A 25404-nucleotide genomic window follows, 5' to 3' on the forward strand; every position below is an offset into this window, starting at 1 on the left:
AACAGCAAAGCCCCTGTTTTTTTTGCGTCAAATCAAGGTCATCTGCCTTCACCCCCTTAATAGTCACCCCCGGAACCTTTAAATACTCCTTTTTGATTAACGGTTTAAGAGAATAATTGGCGACAGCGTCAGGATGAATGCGATACATTTTTCCTCTGATTTTTATTGCAATGGCGAAGTAATGGACAGAAAGAGAGCAACGCTTATTGGGCTGGCGGCAATACTGCTATGGAGCACCATGGTCGGCCTTATTCGCAGCGTGAGTGAGGGACTGGGCCCGGTAGGCGGTGCGGCGATGATCTACACCCTCAGCGGATTACTGTGTCTGGTGACGGTAGGATTTCCTGATATCAGGCGGTTTTCACCCCGCTATCTTATTGCCGGCAGCGTTTTATTTGTCAGCTACGAAATATGCCTGGCGCTGTCGCTGGGCTATGCCGCAACGCGATCGCAGGCTATTGAAGTGGGCATGGTCAATTACCTTTGGCCGAGCCTGACTATTGTGTTTGCCATCTTGTTCAACGGGCAGAAATCTACCCTGTGGGTGATCCCCGGCTTAGCCGTCTCATTGCTGGGCGTATGCTGGGTATTGGGCGGAGAACAGGGTTTACATCTTGATGAAATAACCCGCAATATCGTTTCCAGCCCGCTGAGCTACGCGCTGGCGTTTGCCGGGGCATTTATCTGGGCCGCCTACTGCACTGTCACCAGCAAATTTGCGAAAGGACAAAACGGCATTACCCTGTTTGTTTTGCTGACCGCGCTGAGCCTGTGGGTGAAATATTTCCTGAGCGATCAGCCCGAGATGGTGTTCACGCTTCCGGTGATGGTGAAACTGGTCATGTGCGGTATTGCGCTTGGGTTTGGTTACGCCGCATGGAATATTGGCATCCTTCACGGTAACGTCACGGTACTCGCTGCCGTATCCTATTTTACCCCTGTTCTCTCCGCCGCGCTTGCCGCCGCAGTGCTGAGTTCGCCCCTCTCATTCTCGTTCTGGCAAGGCGCGCTGATGGTCTGCGCCGGGTCGTTGCTCTGCTGGTACGCAACAAGAAAATAATGCTTCTCTAACGGCCGGGCGAATTTCAGCCCGGCAACATAATTAACATAAATTTAAAGTGTGATCGCTCCTCGGAATATTTATCATAATTATCGCATTTCCGTTTAAATTCGGTTTATATTTGCCGTCTTCTGTAAACGGCCGAAAAGATAATTGACACAAACTGACAACACCATGAAATTAATTAACTGCGAATATTAACGTCATGGATAGCATTAAATGCAATAATTCATTTCTGACGTGTTCATGGCAATATTCGCAATATACGTCGTGATTTACCCCTAACCTACTGTTCTTAAGTCAAAACAATAATAATAACCCCCTCAAAGCATCGACAATACCGAAATCTAACGCAATAGACTAAAACACGCAGAAATTATAGCGATAGCAATAGTCCCGCAGAATACACAATTATTAATCGTATGAAATTCGGTCGCATTGTTTGAATAATCGCCTTTTTGCACGATCGAGATCACACTAATTGAAATTATCTCTAATATTTTGAAACTTATTATTGAAATAAGACTACGAGATTTTTAAAAATAGCATGCCATTGACGAACAGCCTCGTTTAGAAATCGTTTACAGTGGTTCAGGAAATACTCAAAAAAAATTATAAGGAACATTTAAGATGAAACTTAAATTAGTTGCAGTGGCAGTCACTTCCATGCTGGCAGCAGGCGTTGTTAACGCTGCCGAAATTTACAACAAAGACGGTAACAAGCTGGATCTGTACGGTAAAGTAACAGGTCTGCACTATTTCTCTGATGACGCTGGCGCAGATGGCGATAAAACCTACATGCGTATCGGCTTCAAGGGCGAAACCCAGGTTAACGACCAGCTGTCCGGCTACGGCCAGTGGGAATACCAGATTCAGGGTAACAAAGACGAAGGCGACAACCAGTCCTGGACCCGTGTGGCGTTTGCAGGTCTGAAGTTTGCTGAAGCAGGCTCCTTTGATTACGGTCGTAACTACGGCGTAATTTACGACGTGACCTCCTGGACCGACGTCCTGCCAGAATTCGGCGGCGACACCTACGGTGCCGACAACTTCCTGCAGTCTCGTGCAAACGGCGTTGCGACCTACCGTAACCAGGACTTCTTTGGTCTGGTTGACGGCCTGAACTTTGCTCTGCAGTATCAGGGCAAAAACGGCAGCGTAAGCGGTGAAAACACCAACGGTCGCAGCCTGCTGAACCAGAACGGCGACGGTTACGGCGCGTCCCTGACTTACGATCTGGGTGAAGGCTTCAGCGTGGGTGGCGCAATGTCCTCTTCACGTCGTACCGCTGACCAGAATGCGGCTGGCGTATACGGTGAAGGCGACCGCGCTGAAGTGTACAGCGGTGGTGTGAAATACGACGCAAACAACATTTACCTTGCTGCACAGTACTCTCAGACCTATAACGCAACCCGCTTCGGTACCTCTAACGGTAATCGCAGCGACATCTACGGTTTTGCAAACAAGGCGCAAAACTTCGAAGTTGTGGCTCAGTATCAGTTCGACTTTGGCCTGCGCCCATCCATTGCTTACCTGCAGTCTAAAGGTAAAGACATCGAGAACTTCGGCGACCAGGATCTGGTTAAATACATCGATGTTGGCACGACCTACTATTTTAACAAAAACATGTCCACCTACGTGGATTACAAAATCAACCTGCTCGACGACAACCAGTTCACTCGCCAGGCAGGCATCGGTACCGACAACATCGTTGCGCTGGGTCTGACCTACCAGTTCTAAATCTTGTCTGTACAAAAGCCAGCTGAATAAGCTGGCTTTTTTTTATCCGTCACTTTTACCCGGATGACGGCTCCCCGCTCGCCGCCCGGCGCAGCCAGTTTTGCAGCAGCTTACCGTCCTCGGTCATCTCCGAATCCGAACGCACGCAGAGGTGATAGTCGCGCCCGTCATCGATGGGTGAGTCAAATATCTTCACCAGCTCGCCGCTCTCAAGATAAGGCGCGATCAGCGGCTCGCGCATCAGCGCGCAGCCCAGCCCGGCCTGCACGCCTGCCAGCGTTAACAGCCCGTCTTCAAACAGGGGGCCGCTGCGCCGAAGAGGACGTTTTACCCCCTGCAGCAGAAACCACTGCGGCCACGTGGTGCGCTCCTCATCATGCAGCAGCGGCATTTGCAGCAGTTGCTCAGGCGTGTCGATATGGCCATGAATGCGCAAAAACGCGCGGCTGCACACCGGCACCATCTGTCCGGAAATCAGCTTTTCGCTCTGATAGCCCGCCCACTGGCCGTTACCAAAACGAATCGACATATCCGATGCATCGCTCAGATAGTTACGGTGGTTGGCATACACTACGTTGATCTCGGTCTGCGGATTGGCACGCATAAAATCAGGCAGACGCGGGATAAACCACCCCATGCCAAAAAGCGGGATCAGGCTGATGGTGACCTGACGCGTTTGCGCCTGCCCGGCCAGATGCTCCGTTGCCTGGCGCAGCACGTTAAACGCCGCACGGATCGAACGGTAATATTCCCGTCCGTGCTGGCTCAGCACCAGCCTGCGCCCCTGACGCGCCGTCAGCGGCATTTGCAGATACCCTTCGAGCACCTTGAGCTGATGGCTGACCGCCGACGGTGAGATATCCAGCTCCTGCGCGGCAAGCGTGACGCTGCCCAGCCGGGCGATGGCCTCAAAGGCACGGACAGCCCGAAGCGGCGGATCGTTTGCCAGGCGACTGTCTGCATACGCAGGCAAACCCGCCGATTGTTCTGTTTTATTCATATGTTGATTTCTTTAGGCTTTTTAGCCGGGAACGCCATTACATTATCTTTATATAAATCATTAAGATAAAACAATAGCGGTTTATCATAAGAAATAATATATGTGTATTTTACAATTAAATTCATTTATCGGATGGTAGCCGCAGAAAGAAGACTTTGCGGGAACAGACGTTGGATACACTCATACAACAATTGATCAACGGTGTGATGCTGGGCAGCATTTACGCGCTGATCGCGCTGGGCTATACCATGGTGTATGGCATCTTGCGCATTATTAACTTTGCTCACGGCGATATTCTGATGGTCGGTGCGCTCACCACCCTTTCCGCCATTAACGCCCTGAACACTACCTTTCCTCACATGCCGCTGCTGTTGCAGCTTGGCGTTGCCCTGGCGATTGCCATGGCCGTTTGCGCCCTGCTGGCAATGGCCGTAGAGCGCTTTGCCTACCGTCGACTGCGCAACGCGCCGCGCCTGGCACCGCTTATTTCGGGTATCGGCGTCTCGGTCCTGCTGCAAACCGTGGCGATGATTATCTGGACGCGCAATCCGCTGATGTTCCCGCAGATCCTGCCCATGGAACCGATCGCCGTAACGTCGGGAAGTGAAATGCATCCCCCCGCCATTGTGACCGTCACCGGCATTGTTACCGTGGCGCTGGCGCTTGCGGTGATGACGGGGCTATGGCTGCTGGTGGAATACACCCGCCTGGGGCGCGGCATGCGCGCCGTGGCGGAAAACCCGCGCGTGGCCACGCTGATGGGGGTTAACCCCAATGCCATTATTACCCTGACGTTCGCCATTGGCGGCGTATTTGCCGCGCTGGCAGGCGTCATGATGGCCAGCAACTACGGCAACGCCAGCTTCTCGATGGGCTTTTTGCCCGGGATCAAAGCCTTTACCGCCGCCGTGCTGGGAGGCATTGGCAACATTCGTGGCGCCATGATTGGCGGGATCCTGCTCGGCATTATCGAAGCGCTGGGCGCAGGTTACCTGGGTGAACTGACCCACGGCGTCTTCGGCAGTAACTATCAGGACGTCTTTGCCTTCATGGTTCTGATTCTGGTGCTGGTCTTCCGTCCGGCAGGCCTGCTGGGCGAGCGCGTAGCGCACAGGGCGTGAGGGAAACAATGACAACGCTTCAACTACAAACCCCGGCGACGACGCGCAAATTCTGGTCAGGCATGATTCTGTTCTGCCTCGCGCTGCTGGTTGCTCCCGTGGTGGCCACGCAGCTTGGCGGCAACTACTGGGTGCGCGTTATCGACTTCGCCCTGCTCTACATCATGCTGGCGCTGGGGCTCAATATTGTGGTCGGCTATACCGGCCTGCTGGATATGGGGTTTATCGCATTTTACGCGGTCGGCGCCTATCTCGCCGCGCTGATGGCCTCGCCACACCTGCTGGAGGTTTTCCCGATCCTCAACGTCTGGTTCCCGGACGGGCTGCACACCTCATATCTGCTGATTATTCCGCTGGCGGCGCTCGTCGCTGCGGTCTGCGGCATTTTACTGGGTGCTCCCACGCTGAAGCTGCGCGGGGACTACCTTGCGATAGTGACCCTCGGCTTTGGCGAAATCATCCGCATCCTGATGCGCAACCTCGACCGTCCGGTGAACATCACCAACGGTGCAAAGGGCATTACCGGGGTGGATACGCTGAATCTGTTCGGCCTGAAGTTCAGCGGCGTATACCACTGGTTTGGTTTCAAAGTGCCCGCCCTGTGGCTGTGGTACTACCTGCTGATGCTGGTGATTGTGGCGATTATTTTTGTCTGCCTGCGCCTGCAGCATTCCCGTATTGGCCGCGCCTGGCACGCCATCCGTGAAGATGAGGATGTGGCCCGCGCGATGGGCATCAACGTGCGTAACTATAAGCTGTTGGCCTTTGCGATGGGTGCCTCTTTTGGCGGCGTGGCGGGTGCCCTGTTCGGCGCGTTCCAGGGCTTTGTCTCCCCGGAATCCTTCACGTTACAGGAATCCATTGCCGTGCTGGCGATGGTGGTGCTGGGCGGGATGGGACACATTCCGGGCGTGATCCTCGGCGCGATACTGCTCACCGCCCTGCCGGAACTGCTGCGCAGTCAGGCAGCCCCGGTTCAGCAGGCGCTGTTCGGTACGGTACTGATTGACCCGGAAGTGCTGCGTCAGCTGTTCTACGGCCTGGCGCTGGTGCTGGTCATGCTGGTGCGTCCTGCCGGGATCTGGCCGGTACGCCACAAGGAGGTGAATACATGAGTCTGTTAACCGTACGCAACATGTCCAAACGCTTCGGCGGGCTTACCGCCGTGGATGACGTTTCGATTACCGTGAACAAGGGCGAGATCTACGGCCTGATTGGTCCTAACGGGGCGGGAAAAACCACCTGTTTTAACCTGATCACCGGGCTTTATCCGGCGGACAGCGGTGAATTTTCCATTGCCGATAAGCCCTATTTCCCAAAGCACATTGAGAAAGTCACCGCCGCCGGGATCGCGCGCACCTTCCAGAACGTGCGCCTCTTTAACGACATGTCGGTGCTGGAAAACGTGATGGTGGGCCGCCACGTGCGCACCCGTAACGGCCTGTGGGCCGCGCTCAGCCGCCACAAACGCGCTCGCGCGGAAGAGACGCAGACCCGGGAGCTGGCCTGGCACTGGCTGGAGTACACCGGCATTGCGAAGTTCGCCCACTACCGCGCCTGCGATCTGGCGTATGGCCATCAGCGACGTCTGGAGATTGCCCGCGCGCTGGCAACGGATCCGCTGCTGCTGGCGCTGGACGAACCCGCCGCCGGTATGAACGCTGCTGAAAAAGTGGCGCTCGGCGAGCTGCTTATCCGCCTTCGCGATGACGGCAAAACCCTGCTGATGATTGAACATGACGTCAAGCTGGTGATGGGCATCTGCGATCGCCTGACGGTGCTTGATTACGGCAAAACGCTCGCCAGCGGCACGCCGGAGAGCGTGCGTCGCGACCCGGCGGTGATCGCCGCCTGGCTTGGAGGCAACGCCCATGTCTGAATTACTGAAGGTGGAACGCGTGGACGTGCATTACGGCGGCATTCAGGCCGTACGCGATGTCTCTTTTACCCTGCGCGAGGGCGAACAGGCTACGCTGATCGGCGCTAACGGCGCGGGGAAAAGCTCCACGGTGCGCGCTATTACCGGGCTGGAAAGCTTTAGCGGCCGTATTGAATTCAACGGTAAAGCGGTGCGTAAGCACAGGCCCGAAACCCTGCTCCGTGACGGTCTGGTGATGGTCCCGGAAGGCCGGGGGATCTTCTCCCGAATGACGGTGCTGGAAAACCTGCAGATGGGCGCCTGGCTCAGGCGTGACACTGTCACCGTTAAGCGTGAGATGAACGAGACCTTCGAGCGCTTCCCGCGCCTGGGAGAACGCCAGCATCAGCTCGCTGGCCTGCTGTCCGGCGGTGAGCAACAGCTGCTGGCCCTTAACCGCGCCCTGCTCAGCCGCCCGCGCCTGCTGATCCTCGACGAACCCTCGATGGGCCTTGCCCCGAAGATGGTCGAGAACATTTTTGCCGTCATTGCCGGCCTGCGCGAGCGCGGCGTTGCCCTGCTGCTCATCGAACAAAACGCCCGTCTCGCGCTGGAAGTCACCGACAGCGCGTGGGTGATGGACAGCGGCAGCATTGTTCATCATGGCGAATCGAAAGCGCTGCTCAATGACGACCAGATTGCACAGATTTATTTGGGCGAAATGCCCGTTTAACAACACCAGCCAACATCAGGGAAATACAATGAAAACAGTAAAAATCAGTGCGCTTAGCGCCGCTATCCTCCTCGGCAGCTTTGCCTCTACCGGAGCCTGGGCCGCCGATGGCGAAACCGTGGTTATCGGGCTGGCAGGCCCGCTCACCGGCCCGTCTGCCCGTATAGGTAAGGATCTGGAGAACGGCGCACAGCTGGCCATTGACGACATTAACAAGCAGCACCCGACCATCGGTGGCAAAGCGGTGACCTTCAAACTGCAGTCCGAAGACGATCAGTCCGACCCGCGCACCGCCGTGGCCGTGGCGCAGCGTCTGGTGGATAGCGGCGTGGCGGGCGTTGTCGGTCACTGGAACACCGGAACAAGCATTCCTGCCGCACGCGTCTATCACGATGCGGGCATCGCACAGGTGGCACCGGTCGCGACCGGTCACGCCTATACCAAACAGGGTTTTGATACCAGCTTCCGCGTGATGGGCCACGACGACGACGGCGGTCAGCTAGCCGGTCAGTACGCGGTCAATACGCTGAAAGCCAAACGCATTGCGGTGATCGACGACCGTACCGCCTTTGGTCAGGGACTGGCGGACCAGTTTATTAAATCCCTTGAAGCGCAGGGCGTGAAGGTTGTCGATCGTCAGTACGTTGATGACAAAACGGTGGATTTCAGCGCCGTGCTGACCGCCATCCGGAGTAAAAACGCCGATCTGATCTTCTTCGGCGGCGTCGATAGCCAGGCTGCACCGCTGGCGCGTCGTATCAAACAGCTGGGCATGAACGCCACGCTGATGGGCGCAGGCGGATTTGTCAGCCAGACGTTCCTGCAGCTGGCGCAGAAAGAAGGCGAAGGCGTGGTGGCGCTGGAGCCGGGTCTGCCCGTTGACCGGATGCCGGGTGGAAAGGCATTCGAACAGGCATATCAGTCCCGCTACCATACCCATATCGAACTGCACGCCCCGTTCGCCTATGACGCCACCCGCGTGCTGGTTGCGGCGATGGAAAAAGCAGACTCCGTTGAGCCGTCCGACTATCTGCCCGCCCTGCGCGCCATCAGCTACTCCGGCGTCACCGGCCAGATCGCGTTTGATAAAGAAGGTAACCTGAAATCGCCGTCGTTCACCGTTTACAAAGTTGTCGACGGCAAATGGCAGCCGCAGACCGTGCTGGGTGGTGCAAAAGCGAAGTAACGCAGCGAGGGCAATGTGATGAGTGATAATAACGAGCTGGGCATTCTCGCCCGCCGCAAAATTGAAGCAGAAATTATAAAGCCAATTTATGAAATCCTGGTGCGCGAGATAGGGAAAACCCGCGCCCAGGCGGTCATTGGCGAGGCCATTGAGCAGGCCGCGATTGACGCAGGCAAAGCGTTTGCCAGCAAAGAACCCAACGGCACGGACGTCAAGAGCTTCATCGCCCTGCAGTATCTGTGGGAGAAAGATAACGCCCTGGACGTGAAGGTGATCGACGCTGACGACCAGCAGTACAACTACAACGTGACCCGCTGCCGCTACGCGGAGATGTATCACGAAATGGGGCTGGGCGAGATTGGTCATCTGCTCTCCTGCGCGCGCGATGAAAAATTCATCGTTGGCTATGCGCCGGACGTAAAGCTGACCCGCACGACCACCATCATGCAGGGCGGTTCGTGCTGTGATTTCCGCTACCGCAGCAGTAAGGACAAGACATGATCCGCGTCAACGCCGCACGGCTGTGGTCAACGCTTGAGATGATGGCGCAGATCGGCGGCACGCCCGCCGGCGGCGTGACCCGTCTGGCGCTGAGCGAGGAAGATCGTATTGCGCGTAACCTGCTGCGCGACTGGGCGCTGGATGCGGGTTTCACCTGCGACGTCGACAGCATGGGCAATATGTTTATCCGTCGCGCGGGGAAAAACCCGCAGCTTGCCCCGGTCATGACGGGTTCACATGTGGATACCCAGCCGCTGGGCGGTAACTACGACGGTGTTTACGGCGTGCTGGCCGGGCTGGAGCTGCTGCGAACCCTTAACGACCATAACGTTGAGACTGAACGTGACGTTGTGCTGGTGAACTGGACTAACGAAGAAGGCGCGCGCTTTGCGCCGGCCATGCTCTCTTCAGGGGTCTGGACGGGACAGTTTAGCGAAGCGTACGCGCATGCCCGCGCGGATAACGAAGGCACTACCGTGGGTGAAGCGCTGGAGAGCATTGGCTACCGGGGTGAAACCCCTGCCCGCGCGTTTCCCGTTCACGCCTGCTACGAACTGCACATCGAACAGGGCCCGATCCTGGAAGATGAAGCCATCGATATCGGGTTAGTCCGCGCGGCAATGGGCCAGCGCTGGTTTACCCTGACGCTGGACGGATTCGCCGCCCACGCGGGCACGACGCCGATGCACAGCCGCCGCGACGCGCTGACCGCCTTCGCAGAGCTGGCGCTGAAGGTGGAAGAGATTGGCTACCGGCATGCGCCGGACGGACGCGCGACGATCGGTATGGCGAAGGTTACGCCAAACTCGCGCAACGTTGTGCCGTCTCGTGTGGAATGCAGCGTTGAGTTTCGCCACCCTATGCAGCAGGCGCTGGAAGCCATGGAAGCGGCGCTGCATAAGGTGGCTGAAAGCCTCAGCCTGCGCGGCGTCGCGGCTGCCGTTGAGCGCATTTTTGACTACGCGCCCATCGCGTTTGATGCCGAATGCCTGGCGCGTTCGGAGAAGGCCGTGGCGGAACTGGGCTATTCGTCGAAACCGATGGTCTCCGGTGCGGGACACGACGCCTGCTATGTCAGCAAAATGGCGCCCGCCAGCATGATCTTTATCCCCTGCGTGAAAGGCATCAGCCATAACGAAGCGGAGAGGATCCTGCCGGAGTGGGCGGAAAAAGGGGCGAACGTGTTATTGCATAGCGTTCTGTCCGCGGCCCTGGAGAGATAGAACGGTGCGAAAGCAGAGGACCTCTGCTTTCGCCAGAGTCTACACGGCAACGCGTCGGCTGATTTCGACAACCCGATCGCTGGGAAGGTGATAGTGGTTGATGACGTGCGTGCAGTTGCGCTTCATGAACGCAAAGATGTGCCGTTGCCAGGCCGCCATTCCTGCCTCACCCTCGCCTGCCACAATGGTTTCATGCCCGACATACCAGGTGGCGTCATCCGTGGCGAAAAGCGCGTTAATCTCGCTGACACCCTGCAGCAAACGCGGGATGTCCGGGTGTTCCATAAAGCCATACTGCGCCACGCCGTGCCAGTAGCCCGGCGCGCGCTGCTCTACCCTGATGCGTTGTTCTTCCCCCACGTAGGGCACATTCAGAATATCAATGGTAAGCGACAACACATCCTGCTGTAGCGCCCGGTTTCGCGCGACGTGCCAGCGCATGACCGGCGGGATATTGTTTTGTGTCCGGGTCAAAAAGACGGCGGAGCCCGCCACTCTGGGCACCGTCTTTTGCTGAAGCTGGGCAAAGAACGCATCCACGCTGACGCCCTTCTCGCCCACCGATGCGGATACCGCCTTAACGCCGCGGTGCCAGATCAGCATCACCGTACAAATAGCGGCGGCCATCAGGAGCGGAATATAGCCGCCCTCCAGGACCTTAATCAGATTGGCAAACAAGAAGGTGGCATCAATCACCAGGAAACAGAGGGCAATCACCGCGCTGCTGGCCAGGCTCCAGCGCCACACTTCGCGCATTGCCACAAACAGCAGCCACGTGGTCATCAGCATGGTTAACGACACGGCAATGCCGTACGCGGCGGCGAGCTTATCGGAGGATTTAAAGAACACCACCAGCCCGATGGTCACCCCCATCAGCAGCCAGTTGATTATCCCGATATAAATCTGGCCGTAGCTTTCCGCCGCCGTCTGCTTGATGCGTAATCGGGGTAACCAGCCAAGCTGTATGGCCTGGCGCGTCATGGAAAAAGCGCCGGTAATAATCGCCTGACTGGCGATGATCGTCGCCAGCGCGGCAAGAATGATGAGCGGAACCTGCAGCACCGGCGGACAGAGCGTATAGAAAAGGTTTTGTTTGCTGTCGGCACCGGCCAGAATCAGCGCTGACTGGCCGGCATAGTTGAGCAGCAGCGAAGGAAAGACGATGCCGTACCAGGCAAGCCAGATGGGCTTTTTGCCAAAATGCCCCATGTCTGCATACAGGGCCTCGGCCCCCGTCACGCAGAGAAAAACGCCGCCCAGGACCAGGAAACTGGTGTACCCGTTCGAAAACAAAAACGCGATGCCGTACGCAGGGTTGAGGGCCAGCAATACCGAGGGGTGTTGAACGATCCCCCGCACGCCCAGGGCAGCAATCGCCAAAAACCAAACCGCCATGACCGGGCCAAATATTTTCCCTATGCGAGCGGTACCAAAAGGCTGAAGAAGAAACAGCCCCAGCAGAACCGCCACCGTCAGGGGTAATATGTACGGCTGAGATTCAGGAATGACCATCTCCAGCCCTTCAAGGGCAGAAAGCACGGAGATAGCCGGGGTTATCGCGCCGTCACCGTAAATTAAAGCGGCGCCGATAAGGGCGGAAAAAATGACCCAGCGCCCGCCTTTGCCTTTCTCCACCAGAAGCGACATTAAGGCCATGATGCCCCCTCGCCATGATTATCAATTCGCATGGCGAAGGCGGCATATTTTATGGACGTTACCAGGATGAGTGTCCAGGTAATCAGGGAGAGCAGGCCCAGTATGACGCCGGGCGTAGGGTCATGCTCAGAGAGCGACAGCACCGTGCGGAAGGTATAAAGCGGGCTGGTGCCGATATCACCAAAAACGACGCCCAGCGCGCCCCCTGCAAGCAGGGTTAACCGGGAGAGCGGTTGGGACGGTTCACTGCTGTGGCGAGGGCTCATATTTTCCAGCAAGAGTCAGATAATCCTTTAAAAAACATAGCCCATCTGCCCCACCCGTGCCAACCGCGCGCCCTGTATTACTGCGGCTTGACCCTCGCCAGGCTGAACCAGATCCCCACTGCCAGCAACAGCAGCATTCCGCCCGCGCTGCCCAGCGCCACGCTGTGCGAGGTGATAAACGCGCTTTTCGCCGCCTCAATCACCGACTCCGCCAGCGTCGGGGTCAGATCCTGCGCCACCTTCATCGCCTCACCAATGGATGACGAGGCTTTATCTGCGAGCGAGGCGTTCAGCCCCTGCGGCAGGTCAATCGACGCCGAGAAGCTGCGGGTCAACAGCAGGCCAAAGATGGCGATCCCCAGCCCGGCGCCCAGTTCATAGGACATGGTTTCAATGGCCCCCGCGGCGGCGGCCTTCTCTTTCGGCGCAGCGGCCATGATCGCCGAGGTCGAGGCCAGCAGCGCGCTGGCGGCGCTAAAGCCGAGCAGAACCATCAGGGCAGAAGCCAGCAGCTGCTGCGTGCTGAAGTCGAGCATCGACAGGCCGATAAAGCTAACGGCGCTGAGCCCCATTCCACCAGCCGCGACGATGCGTAGCCCTAATCGCCCGACCAGCACACCCGCGATCGGACCGCTAAACCCGCTCGCCACCATCAGCGGCAGCATGAACATTCCCGCTTCAAACGGCGTAAAGCCGTGAACAAACTGCAGCTCCTGGGCCATCAGCAGCTCAAACCCTACAAGGGCAATCATGGCGGTCATCGCCATCACCACGCCGCTCAAAATGATACGATGGCAGAACAGACGCATGTCGATCATCGGCACGCGGGCGCGGAGCTGAATACGCACGAAGATAAACAGCAGCACCGAGCCGGTAACCAGCGCGGACGCGACCACCCACGGCGACAGTGCGCCTTTGAGGGCTGTTTTTGCGCTGTAGACCAGCAGCAAAATCGCCACTATCAGCATAATGGCATGGCTGATATTCAGCGGCTGCTCCGGGCGTCCCTGCTGAGGAGGCACAAAACGCGCCGCCAGCGAAACCACCACCAGCACGATCGGTACGTTGATTAAAAACACCGAGCCCCAGTAGAAATGCTCGAGCAGCATACCGCCAATCAGCGGGCCAAACGCCGCGCCACCGGACCCCACCGCGGCCCAGACGCCGAGCGCAATATTACGATCCCGCGCGTCGATAAACAGCGTACGGATCCCAGCCAGCGTGGCCGGAATAATCATCGCCGCGCCGATTGCCAGCGAGGCGCGCGCCGCAATCAGCCACCCTGCTGAAGGGGCAAACGCTGCCGCCAGCGACGACAGGCCAAACAGCGTGCTGCCAATCATGAGCAGTCGTTTAAAACCAATGCGGTCACCCAGGGCGCCCATCGGCAGCACCATTCCCGCCATGACCAGCGAGTAAATATCGATGATCCACAGCAATTCATTGCCGCTGGCGCCCAGCGTCATGCTCAATGTCGGCGCCGCCACGTGCAGCACCGTCGCGTCGATCGCCACCGGGATATACACCAGCACGATAATCACTAACGCTAACCACTGACGAAACATAAATTTCCTTTTCTTTTAAAACATGGACACATGTCCAGGATGCGATCCTACGTAAAGTTGAACGCATGTCCAGCTTTTTGTTACACTCGTTTCATTCCCATTGAGAGTGAGTAAACATGCGATATCTGAGCAAGGATGAACGGCGGGAAGCCATCTTACAGGCCGCCATGCGCGTGGCGCTGGCTGAAGGACTGGCGGCAATGACGGTACGCCGTATTGCTGCCGAGGCCGGAGTCGCCACCGGCCAGGTGCATCATCATTTTACGTCCGGCGGCGAGCTAAAATCGCTGGCCTTCGTACGGCTAATTCGCGAGCTGCTGGATGCGGATGTCGCGGGTAGACAGGCCGGCTGGCGGGAACAGCTTCATGCCATGCTCGGCAGCGATGACGGGAGGTTTGAGCCCTATATTCGCCTGTGGCGTGAGGCGCAGATCCTCGCCAGCCGCGATGCCGATATCAAGGGCGCGTATGTGATGACCATGGAGATGTGGCACCAGGAAACGGTGGCGCTTATCAAAGCGGGAACGGAGGCCGGGGCATTAAAACCGGGCGATCGAGCGGAAAATATTGCCTGGCGCTTGATTGGTCTGGTGTGCGGTCTTGACGGAATGTATATCTTAAACATGCCCGAAATGGACGAAGCCGCCTTTAATAACCATCTTGATAAATTAATCACGCTCGAGTTGTTTAATACGCCGTCTAAGCAGTGATGTTGCCGGGTAGCGGCGACGCCTTACCCGGCCTGCGTATTATTTCCCGGCCTGAGGATGTGTATCAAAGCCCGCCATTACCGCCGTCAGCTCCGCCAGTGAAAATCCGTGTTTTGCATCGTCAACGCCCAGCCCAAAGCGTTCCTGCATCAGCTGGTAAAGCGCCTCAGCATCCGGCAAATGGATCTGCTCTTCTACGTGACCGTTCTGCCAGTGGGTAAAGTTGAAGTTGGTTAGCGTCAGCTTGCCGCCGTCCGGCAGATGGCGACACATCAACAGATGATGACGAAAATGCGACTGCGGCCAGTGCGCCGACCAGAAATTCCCCATCACGTAATCGCTGAAATACTGCGTCGTCAGGTCAAACTGGTACATCGACTGCCAGTGCTCGTGGTGACGGAACTGCAGCACCCAGTCGTTCCCCTCGCTCAGCAGACGATACAGCCCGTGCGGCGTCTCCTGTTCTTCATTAGCGAGCAGTCGAATCGGCGCCGTCAGCGTCTGGCCGCCAAACCCCACATCGGCAATCCAGCGCTCACCGTTAAGCTCAACCAGCAGCAGACGGTGCGTGCGCGGAGGCATTTGCGGCGGATTCGCTAATACCACGCGCCCCAGCACGCTACGCACCGTAAACCCGACTTCACGCAGGACGCGCTCGAACAGACCGTTTTGCTCAAAGCAATACCCTCCGCGACGTGCGGTGACCAGCTTGTCGACCAGACACCGATCGTCAAGCTGGATTTCGCGTGGCAGAACGACATCAATATTCTCAAAAGGGATCGCACAGTTGTGATGTAAATGCAGCGCGCGCAGGGTATCGATATCCACCCGCGTCGGTTGCGCCCAGCCGATGCGGGCAAAATAGGCGGTCAGAAATGGGGACATGCATCAGTTTCCTTTGATTGAGATGTTCTGTTTATAAACTAATTTTACGCATCCACTTTGATTTACGTGCTTTTTCGTCATACTACATCGGTGTAGATGAGGAGATCCTATGAGCCACTTTCGCCCCGTTGAATTACGTCATGCCAGCCGTCTGCTGAACCACGGCCCTACTGTGCTTATCACCAGTCGGGATGAAAGCCTCGACAGACGCAACGTGATGGCCGCCGCATGGTCAATGCCCGTTGAGTTTGAACCGCCGCGCATCGCGATAGTCGTGGATAAAAGTACCTGGTCACGCGAGCTGATTGAGCGCAGCGGGAAGTTTGGCATCGTCATTCCCGGCGTGGCGGCGGCCAACTGGACATACGCGGTCGGTAGCGTCAGCGGGCGCGATGAGGACAAATTCAACTGCTACGGGATCCCGGTCGTGAACGGTCCTGAACTTGGCCTGCCGGTAATTGAAGAGAAATGTCTGGCGTGGATGGAGTGTCGGTTATTACCCGTGACCTCCGCGGCTGAGAAATACGATACCCTGTTTGGGGAAGTGGTTTCAGCGGCAGCCGATGAACGCGCGTTTATCGCCGGGCGCTGGCAGTTTGACGGGGATAAGCTGAATACGCTGCATCATCTTGGTGCCGGGACGTTTGTCGCGAGCGGGAAGATGGTGAAGGCGCTGGATTGATTTACTTAATCATATCTTACTGAATTATAGTAAATTTCTATGGCATTTTATGTTTACCATTGCGTTTTAAAACGGAGGATATTTCCGGAGTTGCTGCATTAGCACTCTCGCGTTAAGGAAATATCAATGACATGGAATAAAGATGGCGCAATCTCGTATGCCAAATCACACGCCCAACCGAAGAGTACGGGTTATTGTGCTCACTACGTCACCGAAGCGATCAGAACGGGTGGAAGATTAAAAATCCCCAATACGCGTCTGGCAAAAGACATGGGGCGAACATTGGTCAATGCTGGATTCCGCCTGGTATACGATCAACCTCATGCTGGTGACGTAGCCGTTATCCAGAATATTGCGGGCCACGATAGCGGGCACGTTTGCATATACGATGGTCAGCAGTGGATCAGCGATTTTGTACAACGCTCTCTGTATCCAGGACCGGCCTACCGAAACATACAGCCTCATTACGAACTGTTCAGGCATGACTAATGAAAACACTCTTCTTTTTACTTTTCGCCCTGTCTCCGTTCGCTGTCGCAGATAACATTTATGCACCGGGCCAGGCGGCGCTTAAATTCAATCAATGGTATATCGCGCAGTTAGATCAGAACAAACCGCCCGTACTCAATCCGGACATTATGAATAATTACGTTGCCGCAGAGACTATCGCAGCAATTAAAGAAATGTACTCTGGCGACAGTAACGAAAAAGACATGCCAGATGCGGATATGTTCATCAAATCGCAGGACTGGGATGAAGACTGGGATCAGATAACCGTCTTACATTCTGATTTTGATGCCGTTTGCACAAACGTCTATATCGCGTTTGGGAAGAAACAAGATCACGTTGTAGCAGATTGTCTCGTTCAGGAAAAAGGCGTATGGAAAGTTCGCTCGGCCACGCTGATTAAGTAACAACGTAATATGAAAGGAAACGCCCTCTGTCGCAGAGGAAAAAGCACATGGTAGCCCAACGACTACCATGTGCAGTTAATTAACTCTTCGCACGTCGTGAAATAATCTCATCCGCAACATTCCGCGGGGCTTCCGCAAAATGATGGAACTCCATCGTATACGTCGCGCGTCCCTGGGACATCGAGCGCAATGTCGTGGCATAACCAAACATCTCTGCGAGCGGCACGTCAGCACGAATAATCTGGCTTCCGTACTGCTCTGCCATCCCCTGCACCATGCCGCGGCGGGAAGAGAGATCGCCCATAATGTTACCGGCGTACTCTTCCGGTGTTTCCACCTCCACGTGCATGACCGGCTCGAGAATCACCGGATCCGCCCTGCGGGCGCCCTCTTTGAAGCCGAGTATCGCCGCCATGCGGAACGCCATCTCCGAGGAGTCAACGTCGTGATACGAGCCAAACGTCAGCGTCGCTTTGACATCGACGACCGGATAGCCCGCCAGCACGCCGCTGTTCATCGCTTCCCGCAGCCCTTTCTCAACGGACGGGATATACTCCCGCGGTACCACGCCGCCCTTGGTGGCATCTTCAAATTTAAAACCACTTCCAGGCTCCAGCGGCTCCAGGCTCAGCACCACATGGCCGTACTGCCCTTTACCGCCGGACTGACGGACAAATTTGCCTTCGATATCCTTCACCGTTTTACGCAGGGTTTCACGGTAGGTCACCTGCGGGCGACCGATGTTCGCCTCGACGCCAAACTCGCGCTTCATGCGATCAACGATAATCTCGAGGTGTAGCTCCCCCATTCCGGAGATAATGGTCTGACCGGACTCTTCGTCAGTATGCAGGCGGAAAGACGGATCTTCCGCCGCCAGACGCTGCAAGGCAATCCCCATTTTCTCCTGATCGGCCTTGGTTTTCGGCTCGATCGCCAGCGAGATAACCGGGTCCGGGAACTCCATGCGTTCAAGCGTGATCACGGCGTTCGGATCGGTGAGCGTGTCGCCGGTGGTCACATCCTTCAGACCCACGCAGGCCGCGATGTCTCCGGCGCGCAGTTCGTCCACCTCGTGGCGATCGTTGGCATGCATCAGCACGATACGCCCGATGCGCTCTTTCTTCCCTTTCACCGGGTTGTACACCGCGTCGCCTTTGCGCAGCACGCCAGAGTACACGCGGATAAAGGTCAGTTGACCGACGTACGGGTCGCTCATCAGCTTGAATGCCAGGGCCGAGAACGGCTCATCATCGCTTGGATGACGCTCCGCGTGCTGCCCTTTTTCATCCACGCCATCAATGGCAGGCACGTCCAGCGGCGACGGCATGAGCTCAATGACCGCATCGAGCATGCGCTGCACGCCTTTATTTTTGAACGCGCTGCCGCACAGCATCGGCTGAATTTCACCCGAGATGGTGCGAATACGCAGCCCTTTGATAATTTCCGCTTCCGTCAGGTCGCCGGTTTCCAGGTATTTGTCCATCAGCTCGTCGCTGGCTTCCGCCGCCGCAGAGACCATTTTTTCCCGCCATTCCTGGGCGGTACTGACCAAATCGTCCGGCACGGGCGCATAGGTGAACACCATGCCCTGCGTCGCGTCGTCCCACAGAATGGTGCGCATCTTGATGAGATCCACCACGCCGGTGAAATGATCTTCTGCACCCACCGGGATGACAATCGGCACCGGATTGGCCTTCAGGCGCTCCTGCATCATCCGCACGACGCGGAAGAAATCGGCACCCGGCCGGTCCATTTTGTTGACGAAGGCCAGACGCGGAACGTGATATTTATTGGCCTGACGCCAGACGGTTTCCGACTGCGGCTGCACGCCGCCCACGGAGTCATACACCATCACGGCGCCGTCGAGCACGCGCATGGAACGTTCCACCTCAATGGTGAAATCCACGTGCCCCGGGGTGTCAATGATGTTGATCCGGTGCGGCTCATAGCCTCTGTCCATACCCGGCCAGAAGCAGCTGACGGCCGCGGAGGTAATCGTGATCCCGCGCTCTTGCTCCTGCGCCATCCAGTCAGTGGTTGCCGCGCCATCGTGTACTTCACCCAGCTTGTGGCTCATCCCGGTGTAAAACAGGATGCGCTCAGTGGTGGTGGTTTTACCGGCATCGATATGCGCGGAGATACCGATGTTGCGATAACGTTCGAGAGGGATGGGTCGGGGCATGATATTTCCTTAGTCACTATGACTTGTCTGTGACGACCAGGATGGTCGTGCATTCGTTCGTTTGCTATAATAGTCCTATTGTACGAGTATTATCGAACTATTTTTTAACGGTTGACCTATTGTTGATATAGCTCAATCTGACGCCAAACGCAGGAAAACGATGATCCCAAACCACCCTGAAACTGAACAAATACTGCTGGAAAATGTGCTGTTTGCCCTCGGCAACCCGCTCCGGCTGTCGATCATTCGCCGGCTGGCCGATGGCAGCGAACTCAGCTGTAACGCGCTGCGCCCGGAGGATGTGGTGAAATCGACAATGACCCACCACTGGCGCGTACTGCGCGACAGCGGGGTTATCTGGCAGCGCCCGCAGGGGCGGGAGAACATGATTTCGTTGCGAAGAGAGGATCTGGATGCCCGTTTTCCAGGGCTGATGGAGATACTTTTACAGGCTAAATCATAAGGATATACCTGTTATCCCCTGAAAAATGCCCCGTAAAGATGTAAGGGGCATAATGTCAGCAGAGGGATTTATCTTACGTGCATACGATATTCAATCATTCCACTTTTCTTCGCAATCCAGTCGTACAATCGTTGCCCGCGATAGTTGGCTTCATGCGTATGCCAGTAAAGATGACTGGCATGATGTTTTCTGGCTTCTCTCTGAACATATTCTATTAACTGTTTGCCAATGTGTTTGCCCCTTACGGCTTCGCAGACGTATAAATCTTCGAGGTAGCAGTAATCGCTCTCAGCCCATGTCGAACGGTGAAAAAGATAATGCGCAAAACCCACTACGTCTCCATTACATCGTGCCACCACGCAGAATAGCGGCTCAACGGGGCTGAAAAATCGTTGCCAGGTTCGTTCAGTAATGGTCCCGGACAGATCGACGTTGTAAAACGCCTGATATTTTCCCCATAGCGGCATCCAGCTTTCAAAATCACGTTCTTTAACTGCCTCAATTATCACGCTCGTATTATTCATATTGCCTCTTTGCTCACCCGTTTATTCGTTTCAGGAAGAGTGTATTCGCTGAATGGCACGTTTTGCCCCGCCAATTCTCGCCATCAAGGCAGACCAATTTTTCATCCTGCTGCGTGCACTATTGCTTTAGAATCAAGAGATACAGAGGGAAAGTGGACAACGTAATGTTTAAGCACGCGCAGCTAGAAACGGTTAAGGCATGGATTATCGACCCCGCTAACGGATCGCTACCGCTTCATGAAAGGATCCAGAGAGCAATACGGACGCTGATACTGGAAGGAGTGCTATCTCACGGTAAGGCCCTTCCTGCTTCACGCGCGCTGGCGACGTCTCTCGGCGTTTCCCGGGACACCATTGAAGCGGCCTACTCCAGCCTGCATGCCGAAGGTTTTATTGAGAGACAAACAGGCAGAGGGAGCTTCGTCTCTTCCAGCGCGCGTTTTTTAAAACCCCGTCCTCGACAGCATCAGCCAACCGCTGAGATACGAAAAGCAAAACTCAGCGTCCGGGGAAAGACCGTTTATGAAAGCGGCGGGATCCGCGAGTTTTCTTCACCTCGCCCCCTTGCGCCCGGCATTCCTGAAACCCGCATGTTTCCCCTTCCGATCTGGGAGCGTCTTCAGCGACAGGTACTGAAGGAGTTTCAGCACCAGGCGTTAGAGCAAAGTCCACCCCAGGGTATAGAGCGCCTGCGACGGGCAATTGCGGAATATGTCAACCTTGAGCGCGGAACGCGTGCGAGGGCAGAACAGGTCATCGTTCTGACAAGTTCTCAACAGGCGCTTGCGCTCTGTTCCCACGTGCTGATGGACGCCGGGGATGGCATTGTCATTGAAGATCCCTCCTATCAAGGGGCACACAAAGCGTTCAGCGCTGCAGGGCTTCTCTGTATTCCGGTTCCTCTTGATGAAAAAGGCATCTCGGTTGACGGGCTTAATTCTCTGACCGAGCCTGCCAGGGCGATCTACCTTACGCCTTCTCATCAGTACCCCACCGGGGTGACGCTCTCTCTTGACCGACGACTGGCAGTTGTTAAATGGGCAAACCGTTACGGAGCCTGGATTATTGAGGATGACTATGACAGCGAGTTTCACTACGAAGGTAAGCCTATGGCCAGTCTTCAGGGGCTTGATACGTATAACCGGACAATTTATATCGGCACGTTCACCAAGTCTCTGTTCCCTGGGCTGCGTATTGCCTACGTGATCGTTCCCTCAGAATTGACAGAGCCCTTTACCATGGCGAGGACGTTAATGGATGGTCACACCGCCTCAATAACCCAGCTGACGCTGGCTAAATTTCTGGAGGGAGGCCATTTTGGCGCCTATGTTCGTAAGATGCGGAGTATTTATGTTGCTCGTCGCGACACGCTGGCAAGCATGATGGACGAATATCTCTCCGAATATGTTACCTGTGAAACGCCAGCGGGGGGAATGCAAATGCCTTGTCACCTGAAGCACGGCATATCCGAGAAAGAAATAGCCACCGCCGCCCGCCGCGCGGGTGTTGATATACTTGGCCTTACCGATTTATATGCAGGTCCCCCCGCGTCCACCGGTTTTTTGATGGGATTTGCTGCTTACACGGAAATGGAAATAGAAGACGCTGTAAAAAAACTGGCCGCAATTTTCCGTCATGTTTGATGCCGTCGACCGGTCAGCGGCGAATACTCATTCCGGGCGAGCAAGGCTATAAACAGGGATCCGCCGGGTTGTTTTGGTGAGCGTATCAAACACCTCGGCGTCGGACGTCGCGATCCTCATCCCCGTTTTGCGTAATCTCTGCACATCGGCCGCGATGCGCTGAATGCCAAACCAGAAAAGCCCGTCGAGTGCCGTCACGGACAGCCCGTTTTCCAGCGCCAGCCTGAGGCGTTCCTTTGGGGCTTTAACCTGCTGGGCAATTTGCCGGTAAGGCAGTTCATTGCATCCTGTCGCGTCACTGCGCTGGATACGCGTTTTCAGCTGATAGGTAAATTCGTCAGGTATTCCGTCGAGATCCCTTTTCAGGCTATAGACGCAGCCAAAGCGCTTGCCGTTGAACAGAACATTTTTCTGACTGAGCTGAAGCTCTTTTCTGACAATGTCTATCAGCTGGGGCGCACGGGTAAGGAGCAGCCTGAAGGGCAGCTCGAAGCTGGTGACGTAATCCACATTGAGCAACGCGAGGCGCAGCCGCTCCTCTGCACCGGACTGTTGCTCACGACACTCCTCCATCACCTCTGCCCACTGGCGCGTCAGGCGCTCCGGCTCGGCGGCTTCGGTAAGGAGATATTTTTCAATCTGATAATCAACTCTTCCGGTCATCGTGTGGTATCCCGTCACTGTGGGTGCGGTAATTCTATACAGCGCGGTGAGTTTTATAAAGGACTGAACCGCAGCGGCACCCTGAAAATGTCGTTGCGATTCAGCATCCTGACGTTTCGGATCAGTGCGCCATTATCCAGCCCATCAGCAGCGTGGCGAAAATCACCGTCGACGCGCCGCCGATGCGGGTGGCGATCTGCGCGAACGGCATGAGCGACATTCGGTTAGACGCGGACAAAATGGCCACGTCCCCCGTTCCGCCCAGCCCGCTGTGGCAGCAGGTCACAATGGCCGCTTCCACAGGATACATATTCAGACGCGACGCGATAACGTAGCCGCTCAGCGCCATCGCAATCACAACCGAACCGCATACCACCACGTATCCCACCGAGAAGACCGACACCACGCTTTCAAGCGGCACGTATAACATTCCGAGGCCGATCATCAGCGGCCAGACCAGCGCAGCCGAGACGAATTTATAGCAGCTGTGCGCGCCCTGCTCCATTGAGGCCGGGATCACCCTGAAGTATTTACACAGGACGGCAATCAGGATCATCAGCACCGGGCCGGGAATGTGTACCAGTTTTTCAAACAATCCGCCGACGATGAAAAACGCGCACACCATCAGCAATCCGCCCCCCATCAGATGAAAATCCGTCTGCTGCGTGCTTTGCGCCCCGGCAAACAGGCTGGCGTCGTCTTTACTCCGCGTAAGCATGCCATCTCCCGAAAGCGCAGGGCGTTTCGCGCCGAGACGCGCCAGCGAGCCCGCACAAATAATGGCGAAGATATTCCCGACGACCGCAGCGGGTGCCAGCTGCGCAACGTAGACGTCCGGCGTCTGCCCCAGTATTGCCGAATAGGCCAGGGACAGCGGCAAAATCCCCTCGCCAATCCCACCGCCGATGATGGGCACAATGATGAAGAAGAAGGTGTGGTAAGGCGTATAACCAAACAGTGAGCCCACAATGAGGCCGCTCAGCACGGCCATGCATGTTCCCGCCACCAGCGGAACAAACATGCGCATCATCCCCTGGATCAGCAGCACCCGGTTCATCCCCAGAATGCTGCCGACCACCAGGCAGGCGATGACGAAATAGAGCAGATTCGCCTCTTTCATCAGCAAATGCACGGTATCAAGGGTATGTTTCCCGAATACGCCAAAATAGACCAGCACGGAGGGGACCATCAGGCACAGGATCGCCGGGCCGCCGATATCTTTCAGCACCGGGATTTGACGCCCTACTTTGGCAAACGCGAAGCCGAGGGTCATGATGACCGCGAGTCCACCAATCATATTTTTTGGCAGCAGCCCTGCCCAGGCGGACGTCGCCACAATCGCGGCGATCCCGACGAACAGCATCAACGGGACCGTGCCCACCTCGGTATTGTTGAGCCCAAAGGCAAAACGCGAGGTCGACAGTTCAGAAGTCGGTACAGGATTATCTTTCATATAATCACCTGAATTTGTGTTCGGATAAACAGAGAAAGGAATAACTGAAACTATTCCTGATACGAATAAATGTTCTTAAATATAAATAAAGACTTAGATGGCCTTTTCTAAAAACAGGCTCAACATGAAATTAGCACGGGCCTGCCGGAAGAAATGTGAACAATTCGGCTCTTTGCTTTTAAATAACTTAATTCAGCATTAAGTAACTAAAGTTATTTATGGCGCCCATTGTCGCTTTCTTGCGTCTTATCAATATTTGACGAAAGTATTAGTTATCCAACTAATGCAATCTTTTTGAAATTAATAAAACCAGAGAGAGTGTGACCCTTGTCACTCCTGCCCTGCTTTCTAAGCGCTAGATTAGCGCTGCAATAAAACACATAAAATACCCTACAGGAAATACTATGCCTTCATTACTATTACAGTCACTGTTTCCGCTCGTCTTTATAATGTTACTTGGATGGCTAAGTGGAAAGCTGGGATATTCCCGGCGTGAAGATGCAAACGTTATAGCAACCGTGGTGATTCGTTTCGCCCTTCCTTTCCATCTTTTTATCGGCGCATTGCATACCGACCCGAATAAAATTAAGAATCTGACCTTTATGGCCGTTTTAGTTGTCGGTTTAATGGGGTCGTATTTACTGACGCTATTTATTTCGCGCTACGTTTTCCGCCACGATATCAAAACCAGCGCCATTCAGTCTCTGGTTTGCGCCTTTCCGGATATGGCCTACTTTGGCGCACCGGTCCTGGCGGTATTGATTGGGCCGGAAGGATTTATCGGCGTGCTGATTGGCAATATTATTACCAGCGTTATCATGATCCCTCTGACTATCGTCCTGATTCGTATGGGTGATAAAAACGGTCAAGATGGCCTGGAGGCACTGCACCCGGGCGCGATGATCGTGCAAAACCTCATCAAAGCGGCACGCAATCCTATCGTCTGGATCCCGGTTTCCGGCGTCTTGCTCAGCCTGGCCGGCGTGCAGATACCTTCCATTCTCAGCATGCCTATTGAGATGGTTGGCAAGGTTTCAGGCGGGCTGTCCCTGTTTGCCCTCGGCCTGTTGTTTTACGGTGAACGTCCAAAACTGAACGTGCAGACGTTTACCAACATCAGTATTAAAAACCTTATTCAGCCGGCAATGATGGCCGCAGCGGGGATCGCCTTTGGCCTGAGCCACACCTTACTGCAGCAGGTCGTTATTATTGGCGCAACGCCTTCCGCGATTGCCGCGGGGATGTTTGCCTTACGCAGCGATACCTATATTGATACCGCATCCTCTTCCATATTAATTGGCACTGCCGTCGGGGTCGTGACCGAAGGCATTATGATCTATTTCATCTCTTAATCTGCTTTATATAAAAAATTCAGG

At 55.6% G+C, this 25404-nt stretch carries 23 protein-coding genes and 1 pseudogene; 16 read left to right on the forward strand and 8 right to left on the reverse strand.

Annotation, left to right across the window (positions count from 1 at the left end):
• The first annotated feature begins 181 nt into the window (after nucleotides 1–181).
• Together yddG and EnteroDNA1_RS03660 are read left to right on the forward strand one after the other, a co-directional pair.
• A complete protein-coding gene (gene yddG / locus EnteroDNA1_RS03655) occupies nucleotides 182–1060 on the forward strand; it encodes an aromatic amino acid DMT transporter YddG (protein WP_047060943.1) in 879 nt (292 codons plus the stop codon).
• 630 nt (nucleotides 1061–1690) lie between these two features.
• Nucleotides 1691–2800: a porin OmpC gene (locus tag EnteroDNA1_RS03660; RefSeq protein ID WP_069302872.1), complete on the forward strand. Its 1110-nt coding sequence runs from the start codon at nucleotides 1691–1693 to the stop codon at nucleotides 2798–2800.
• Between the two features lie 55 nt (nucleotides 2801–2855).
• Here the strand turns inward: EnteroDNA1_RS03660 and EnteroDNA1_RS03665 are convergent, their stop codons facing one another.
• Nucleotides 2856–3800 carry a LysR substrate-binding domain-containing protein gene (locus tag EnteroDNA1_RS03665; protein WP_069302873.1) on the reverse strand — a complete coding sequence of 315 codons (945 nt, stop codon included), beginning with the start codon at nucleotides 3798–3800 and terminating at the stop codon, nucleotides 2856–2858.
• A 170-nt stretch (nucleotides 3801–3970) separates the two neighbouring features.
• Between EnteroDNA1_RS03665 and EnteroDNA1_RS03670 the strand changes: the two genes are divergently transcribed.
• From EnteroDNA1_RS03670 to EnteroDNA1_RS03700, 7 genes are read left to right on the forward strand one after another with little or no spacing between them, the layout of a single operon-like run.
• Entirely contained in the window at nucleotides 3971–4921 is a 951-nt protein-coding gene (locus EnteroDNA1_RS03670) for a branched-chain amino acid ABC transporter permease (RefSeq protein WP_069302874.1), read from the forward strand.
• An 8-nt stretch (nucleotides 4922–4929) separates the two neighbouring features.
• Nucleotides 4930–6036, forward strand: a complete 1107-nt coding sequence (locus EnteroDNA1_RS03675) for a branched-chain amino acid ABC transporter permease (protein WP_069302875.1) — start codon at nucleotides 4930–4932, stop codon at nucleotides 6034–6036.
• Nucleotides 6033–6800, forward strand: a complete 768-nt coding sequence (locus EnteroDNA1_RS03680) for an ABC transporter ATP-binding protein (RefSeq protein ID WP_058840975.1) — start codon at nucleotides 6033–6035, stop codon at nucleotides 6798–6800. The genes EnteroDNA1_RS03675 and EnteroDNA1_RS03680 overlap by 4 nt, the downstream gene beginning before the upstream one ends.
• Nucleotides 6793–7512, forward strand: a complete 720-nt coding sequence (locus tag EnteroDNA1_RS03685; protein WP_069302876.1) for an ABC transporter ATP-binding protein — start codon at nucleotides 6793–6795, stop codon at nucleotides 7510–7512. Before EnteroDNA1_RS03680 ends, EnteroDNA1_RS03685 begins: the two co-directional genes overlap by 8 nt.
• A gap of 28 nt (nucleotides 7513–7540) precedes the next feature.
• Nucleotides 7541–8698, forward strand: coding sequence for a branched-chain amino acid ABC transporter substrate-binding protein (locus EnteroDNA1_RS03690; protein WP_069302877.1), 1158 nt, complete (start codon nucleotides 7541–7543; stop codon nucleotides 8696–8698).
• Nucleotides 8699–8716: 18 nt separating this feature from the next.
• Nucleotides 8717–9199, forward strand: coding sequence for an L-2-amino-thiazoline-4-carboxylic acid hydrolase (locus tag EnteroDNA1_RS03695; protein ID WP_063439027.1), 483 nt, complete (start codon nucleotides 8717–8719; stop codon nucleotides 9197–9199).
• Entirely contained in the window at nucleotides 9196–10422 is a 1227-nt protein-coding gene (locus EnteroDNA1_RS03700; RefSeq protein ID WP_069302878.1) for a Zn-dependent hydrolase, read from the forward strand. Before EnteroDNA1_RS03695 ends, EnteroDNA1_RS03700 begins: the two co-directional genes overlap by 4 nt.
• Nucleotides 10423–10461: 39 nt before the next feature.
• Here EnteroDNA1_RS03700 and EnteroDNA1_RS03705 read toward each other — a convergent pair.
• Both EnteroDNA1_RS03705 and EnteroDNA1_RS03710 read right to left on the reverse strand, forming a co-directional pair.
• Nucleotides 10462–12344, reverse strand: a pseudogene (locus EnteroDNA1_RS03705) (potassium transporter Kup).
• A gap of 77 nt (nucleotides 12345–12421) precedes the next feature.
• Nucleotides 12422–13909 carry an MFS transporter gene (locus EnteroDNA1_RS03710; protein ID WP_069302879.1) on the reverse strand — a complete coding sequence of 496 codons (1488 nt, stop codon included), beginning with the start codon at nucleotides 13907–13909 and terminating at the stop codon, nucleotides 12422–12424.
• A 116-nt stretch (nucleotides 13910–14025) separates the two neighbouring features.
• Between EnteroDNA1_RS03710 and EnteroDNA1_RS03715 the strand changes: the two genes are divergently transcribed.
• Nucleotides 14026–14619: a TetR family transcriptional regulator gene (locus tag EnteroDNA1_RS03715; RefSeq protein ID WP_069302880.1), complete on the forward strand. Its 594-nt coding sequence runs from the start codon at nucleotides 14026–14028 to the stop codon at nucleotides 14617–14619.
• A gap of 39 nt (nucleotides 14620–14658) precedes the next feature.
• Here EnteroDNA1_RS03715 and nhoA read toward each other — a convergent pair whose 3' ends face one another.
• A complete protein-coding gene (gene nhoA / locus EnteroDNA1_RS03720) occupies nucleotides 14659–15504 on the reverse strand; it encodes an N-hydroxyarylamine O-acetyltransferase (RefSeq protein WP_048978826.1) in 846 nt (281 codons plus the stop codon).
• A gap of 109 nt (nucleotides 15505–15613) precedes the next feature.
• Here nhoA and EnteroDNA1_RS03725 point away from each other — a divergent pair, with 109 nt between their 5' ends.
• The 3 genes from EnteroDNA1_RS03725 (at nucleotide 15614) to EnteroDNA1_RS03735 (ending at nucleotide 17100) form a co-directional block, all read left to right on the forward strand.
• Nucleotides 15614–16186, forward strand: a complete 573-nt coding sequence (locus EnteroDNA1_RS03725; protein WP_033145657.1) for a flavin reductase family protein — start codon at nucleotides 15614–15616, stop codon at nucleotides 16184–16186.
• A gap of 126 nt (nucleotides 16187–16312) precedes the next feature.
• Complete coding sequence (locus EnteroDNA1_RS03730) at nucleotides 16313–16675, forward strand: hypothetical protein (RefSeq protein WP_069302881.1); 363 nt, start codon at nucleotides 16313–16315, stop codon at nucleotides 16673–16675.
• On the forward strand, nucleotides 16675–17100 hold the full coding sequence (locus EnteroDNA1_RS03735; protein WP_064672604.1) for a DUF3828 domain-containing protein: 426 nt from the start codon (nucleotides 16675–16677) through the stop codon (nucleotides 17098–17100). The genes EnteroDNA1_RS03730 and EnteroDNA1_RS03735 overlap by 1 nt, the downstream gene beginning before the upstream one ends.
• A gap of 79 nt (nucleotides 17101–17179) precedes the next feature.
• Here the strand turns inward: EnteroDNA1_RS03735 and fusA are convergent, their stop codons facing one another.
• Nucleotides 17180–19282 (reverse strand): elongation factor G, encoded by a 2103-nt coding sequence (fusA, locus tag EnteroDNA1_RS03740; protein WP_064672605.1) that lies wholly within the window; start codon nucleotides 19280–19282, stop codon nucleotides 17180–17182.
• A gap of 160 nt (nucleotides 19283–19442) precedes the next feature.
• On the opposite strand from fusA, the gene EnteroDNA1_RS03745 reads away from it, so the two are divergent.
• Nucleotides 19443–19745: an ArsR/SmtB family transcription factor gene (locus tag EnteroDNA1_RS03745; protein ID WP_045354132.1), complete on the forward strand. Its 303-nt coding sequence runs from the start codon at nucleotides 19443–19445 to the stop codon at nucleotides 19743–19745.
• A gap of 68 nt (nucleotides 19746–19813) precedes the next feature.
• Here EnteroDNA1_RS03745 and EnteroDNA1_RS03750 read toward each other — a convergent pair whose 3' ends face one another.
• Nucleotides 19814–20269 carry a GNAT family N-acetyltransferase gene (locus EnteroDNA1_RS03750; RefSeq protein WP_033145660.1) on the reverse strand — a complete coding sequence of 152 codons (456 nt, stop codon included), beginning with the start codon at nucleotides 20267–20269 and terminating at the stop codon, nucleotides 19814–19816.
• 164 nt (nucleotides 20270–20433) lie between these two features.
• On the opposite strand from EnteroDNA1_RS03750, the gene pdxR reads away from it, so the two are divergent.
• Complete coding sequence (gene pdxR, locus EnteroDNA1_RS03755) at nucleotides 20434–21912, forward strand: MocR-like pyridoxine biosynthesis transcription factor PdxR (RefSeq protein WP_069302882.1); 1479 nt, start codon at nucleotides 20434–20436, stop codon at nucleotides 21910–21912.
• Nucleotides 21913–21939: 27 nt separating this feature from the next.
• On the opposite strand, the gene EnteroDNA1_RS03760 is transcribed toward pdxR, so the two are convergent.
• Nucleotides 21940–22575 carry a helix-turn-helix domain-containing protein gene (locus EnteroDNA1_RS03760; protein WP_048978823.1) on the reverse strand — a complete coding sequence of 212 codons (636 nt, stop codon included), beginning with the start codon at nucleotides 22573–22575 and terminating at the stop codon, nucleotides 21940–21942.
• A 121-nt stretch (nucleotides 22576–22696) separates the two neighbouring features.
• Nucleotides 22697–24028, reverse strand: a complete 1332-nt coding sequence (locus tag EnteroDNA1_RS03765; RefSeq protein WP_048977588.1) for a 2-hydroxycarboxylate transporter family protein — start codon at nucleotides 24026–24028, stop codon at nucleotides 22697–22699.
• 404 nt (nucleotides 24029–24432) lie between these two features.
• Here EnteroDNA1_RS03765 and EnteroDNA1_RS03770 point away from each other — a divergent pair, with 404 nt between their 5' ends.
• Nucleotides 24433–25380, forward strand: coding sequence for an AEC family transporter (locus EnteroDNA1_RS03770; RefSeq protein ID WP_069302883.1), 948 nt, complete (start codon nucleotides 24433–24435; stop codon nucleotides 25378–25380).
• The last annotated feature ends 24 nt before the right edge of the window (nucleotides 25381–25404 follow it).

Source organism: Enterobacter sp. HK169, from assembly GCF_001719105.1.
GTDB classification, from domain to species: Bacteria; Pseudomonadota; Gammaproteobacteria; order Enterobacterales; family Enterobacteriaceae; genus Enterobacter; species Enterobacter asburiae_B.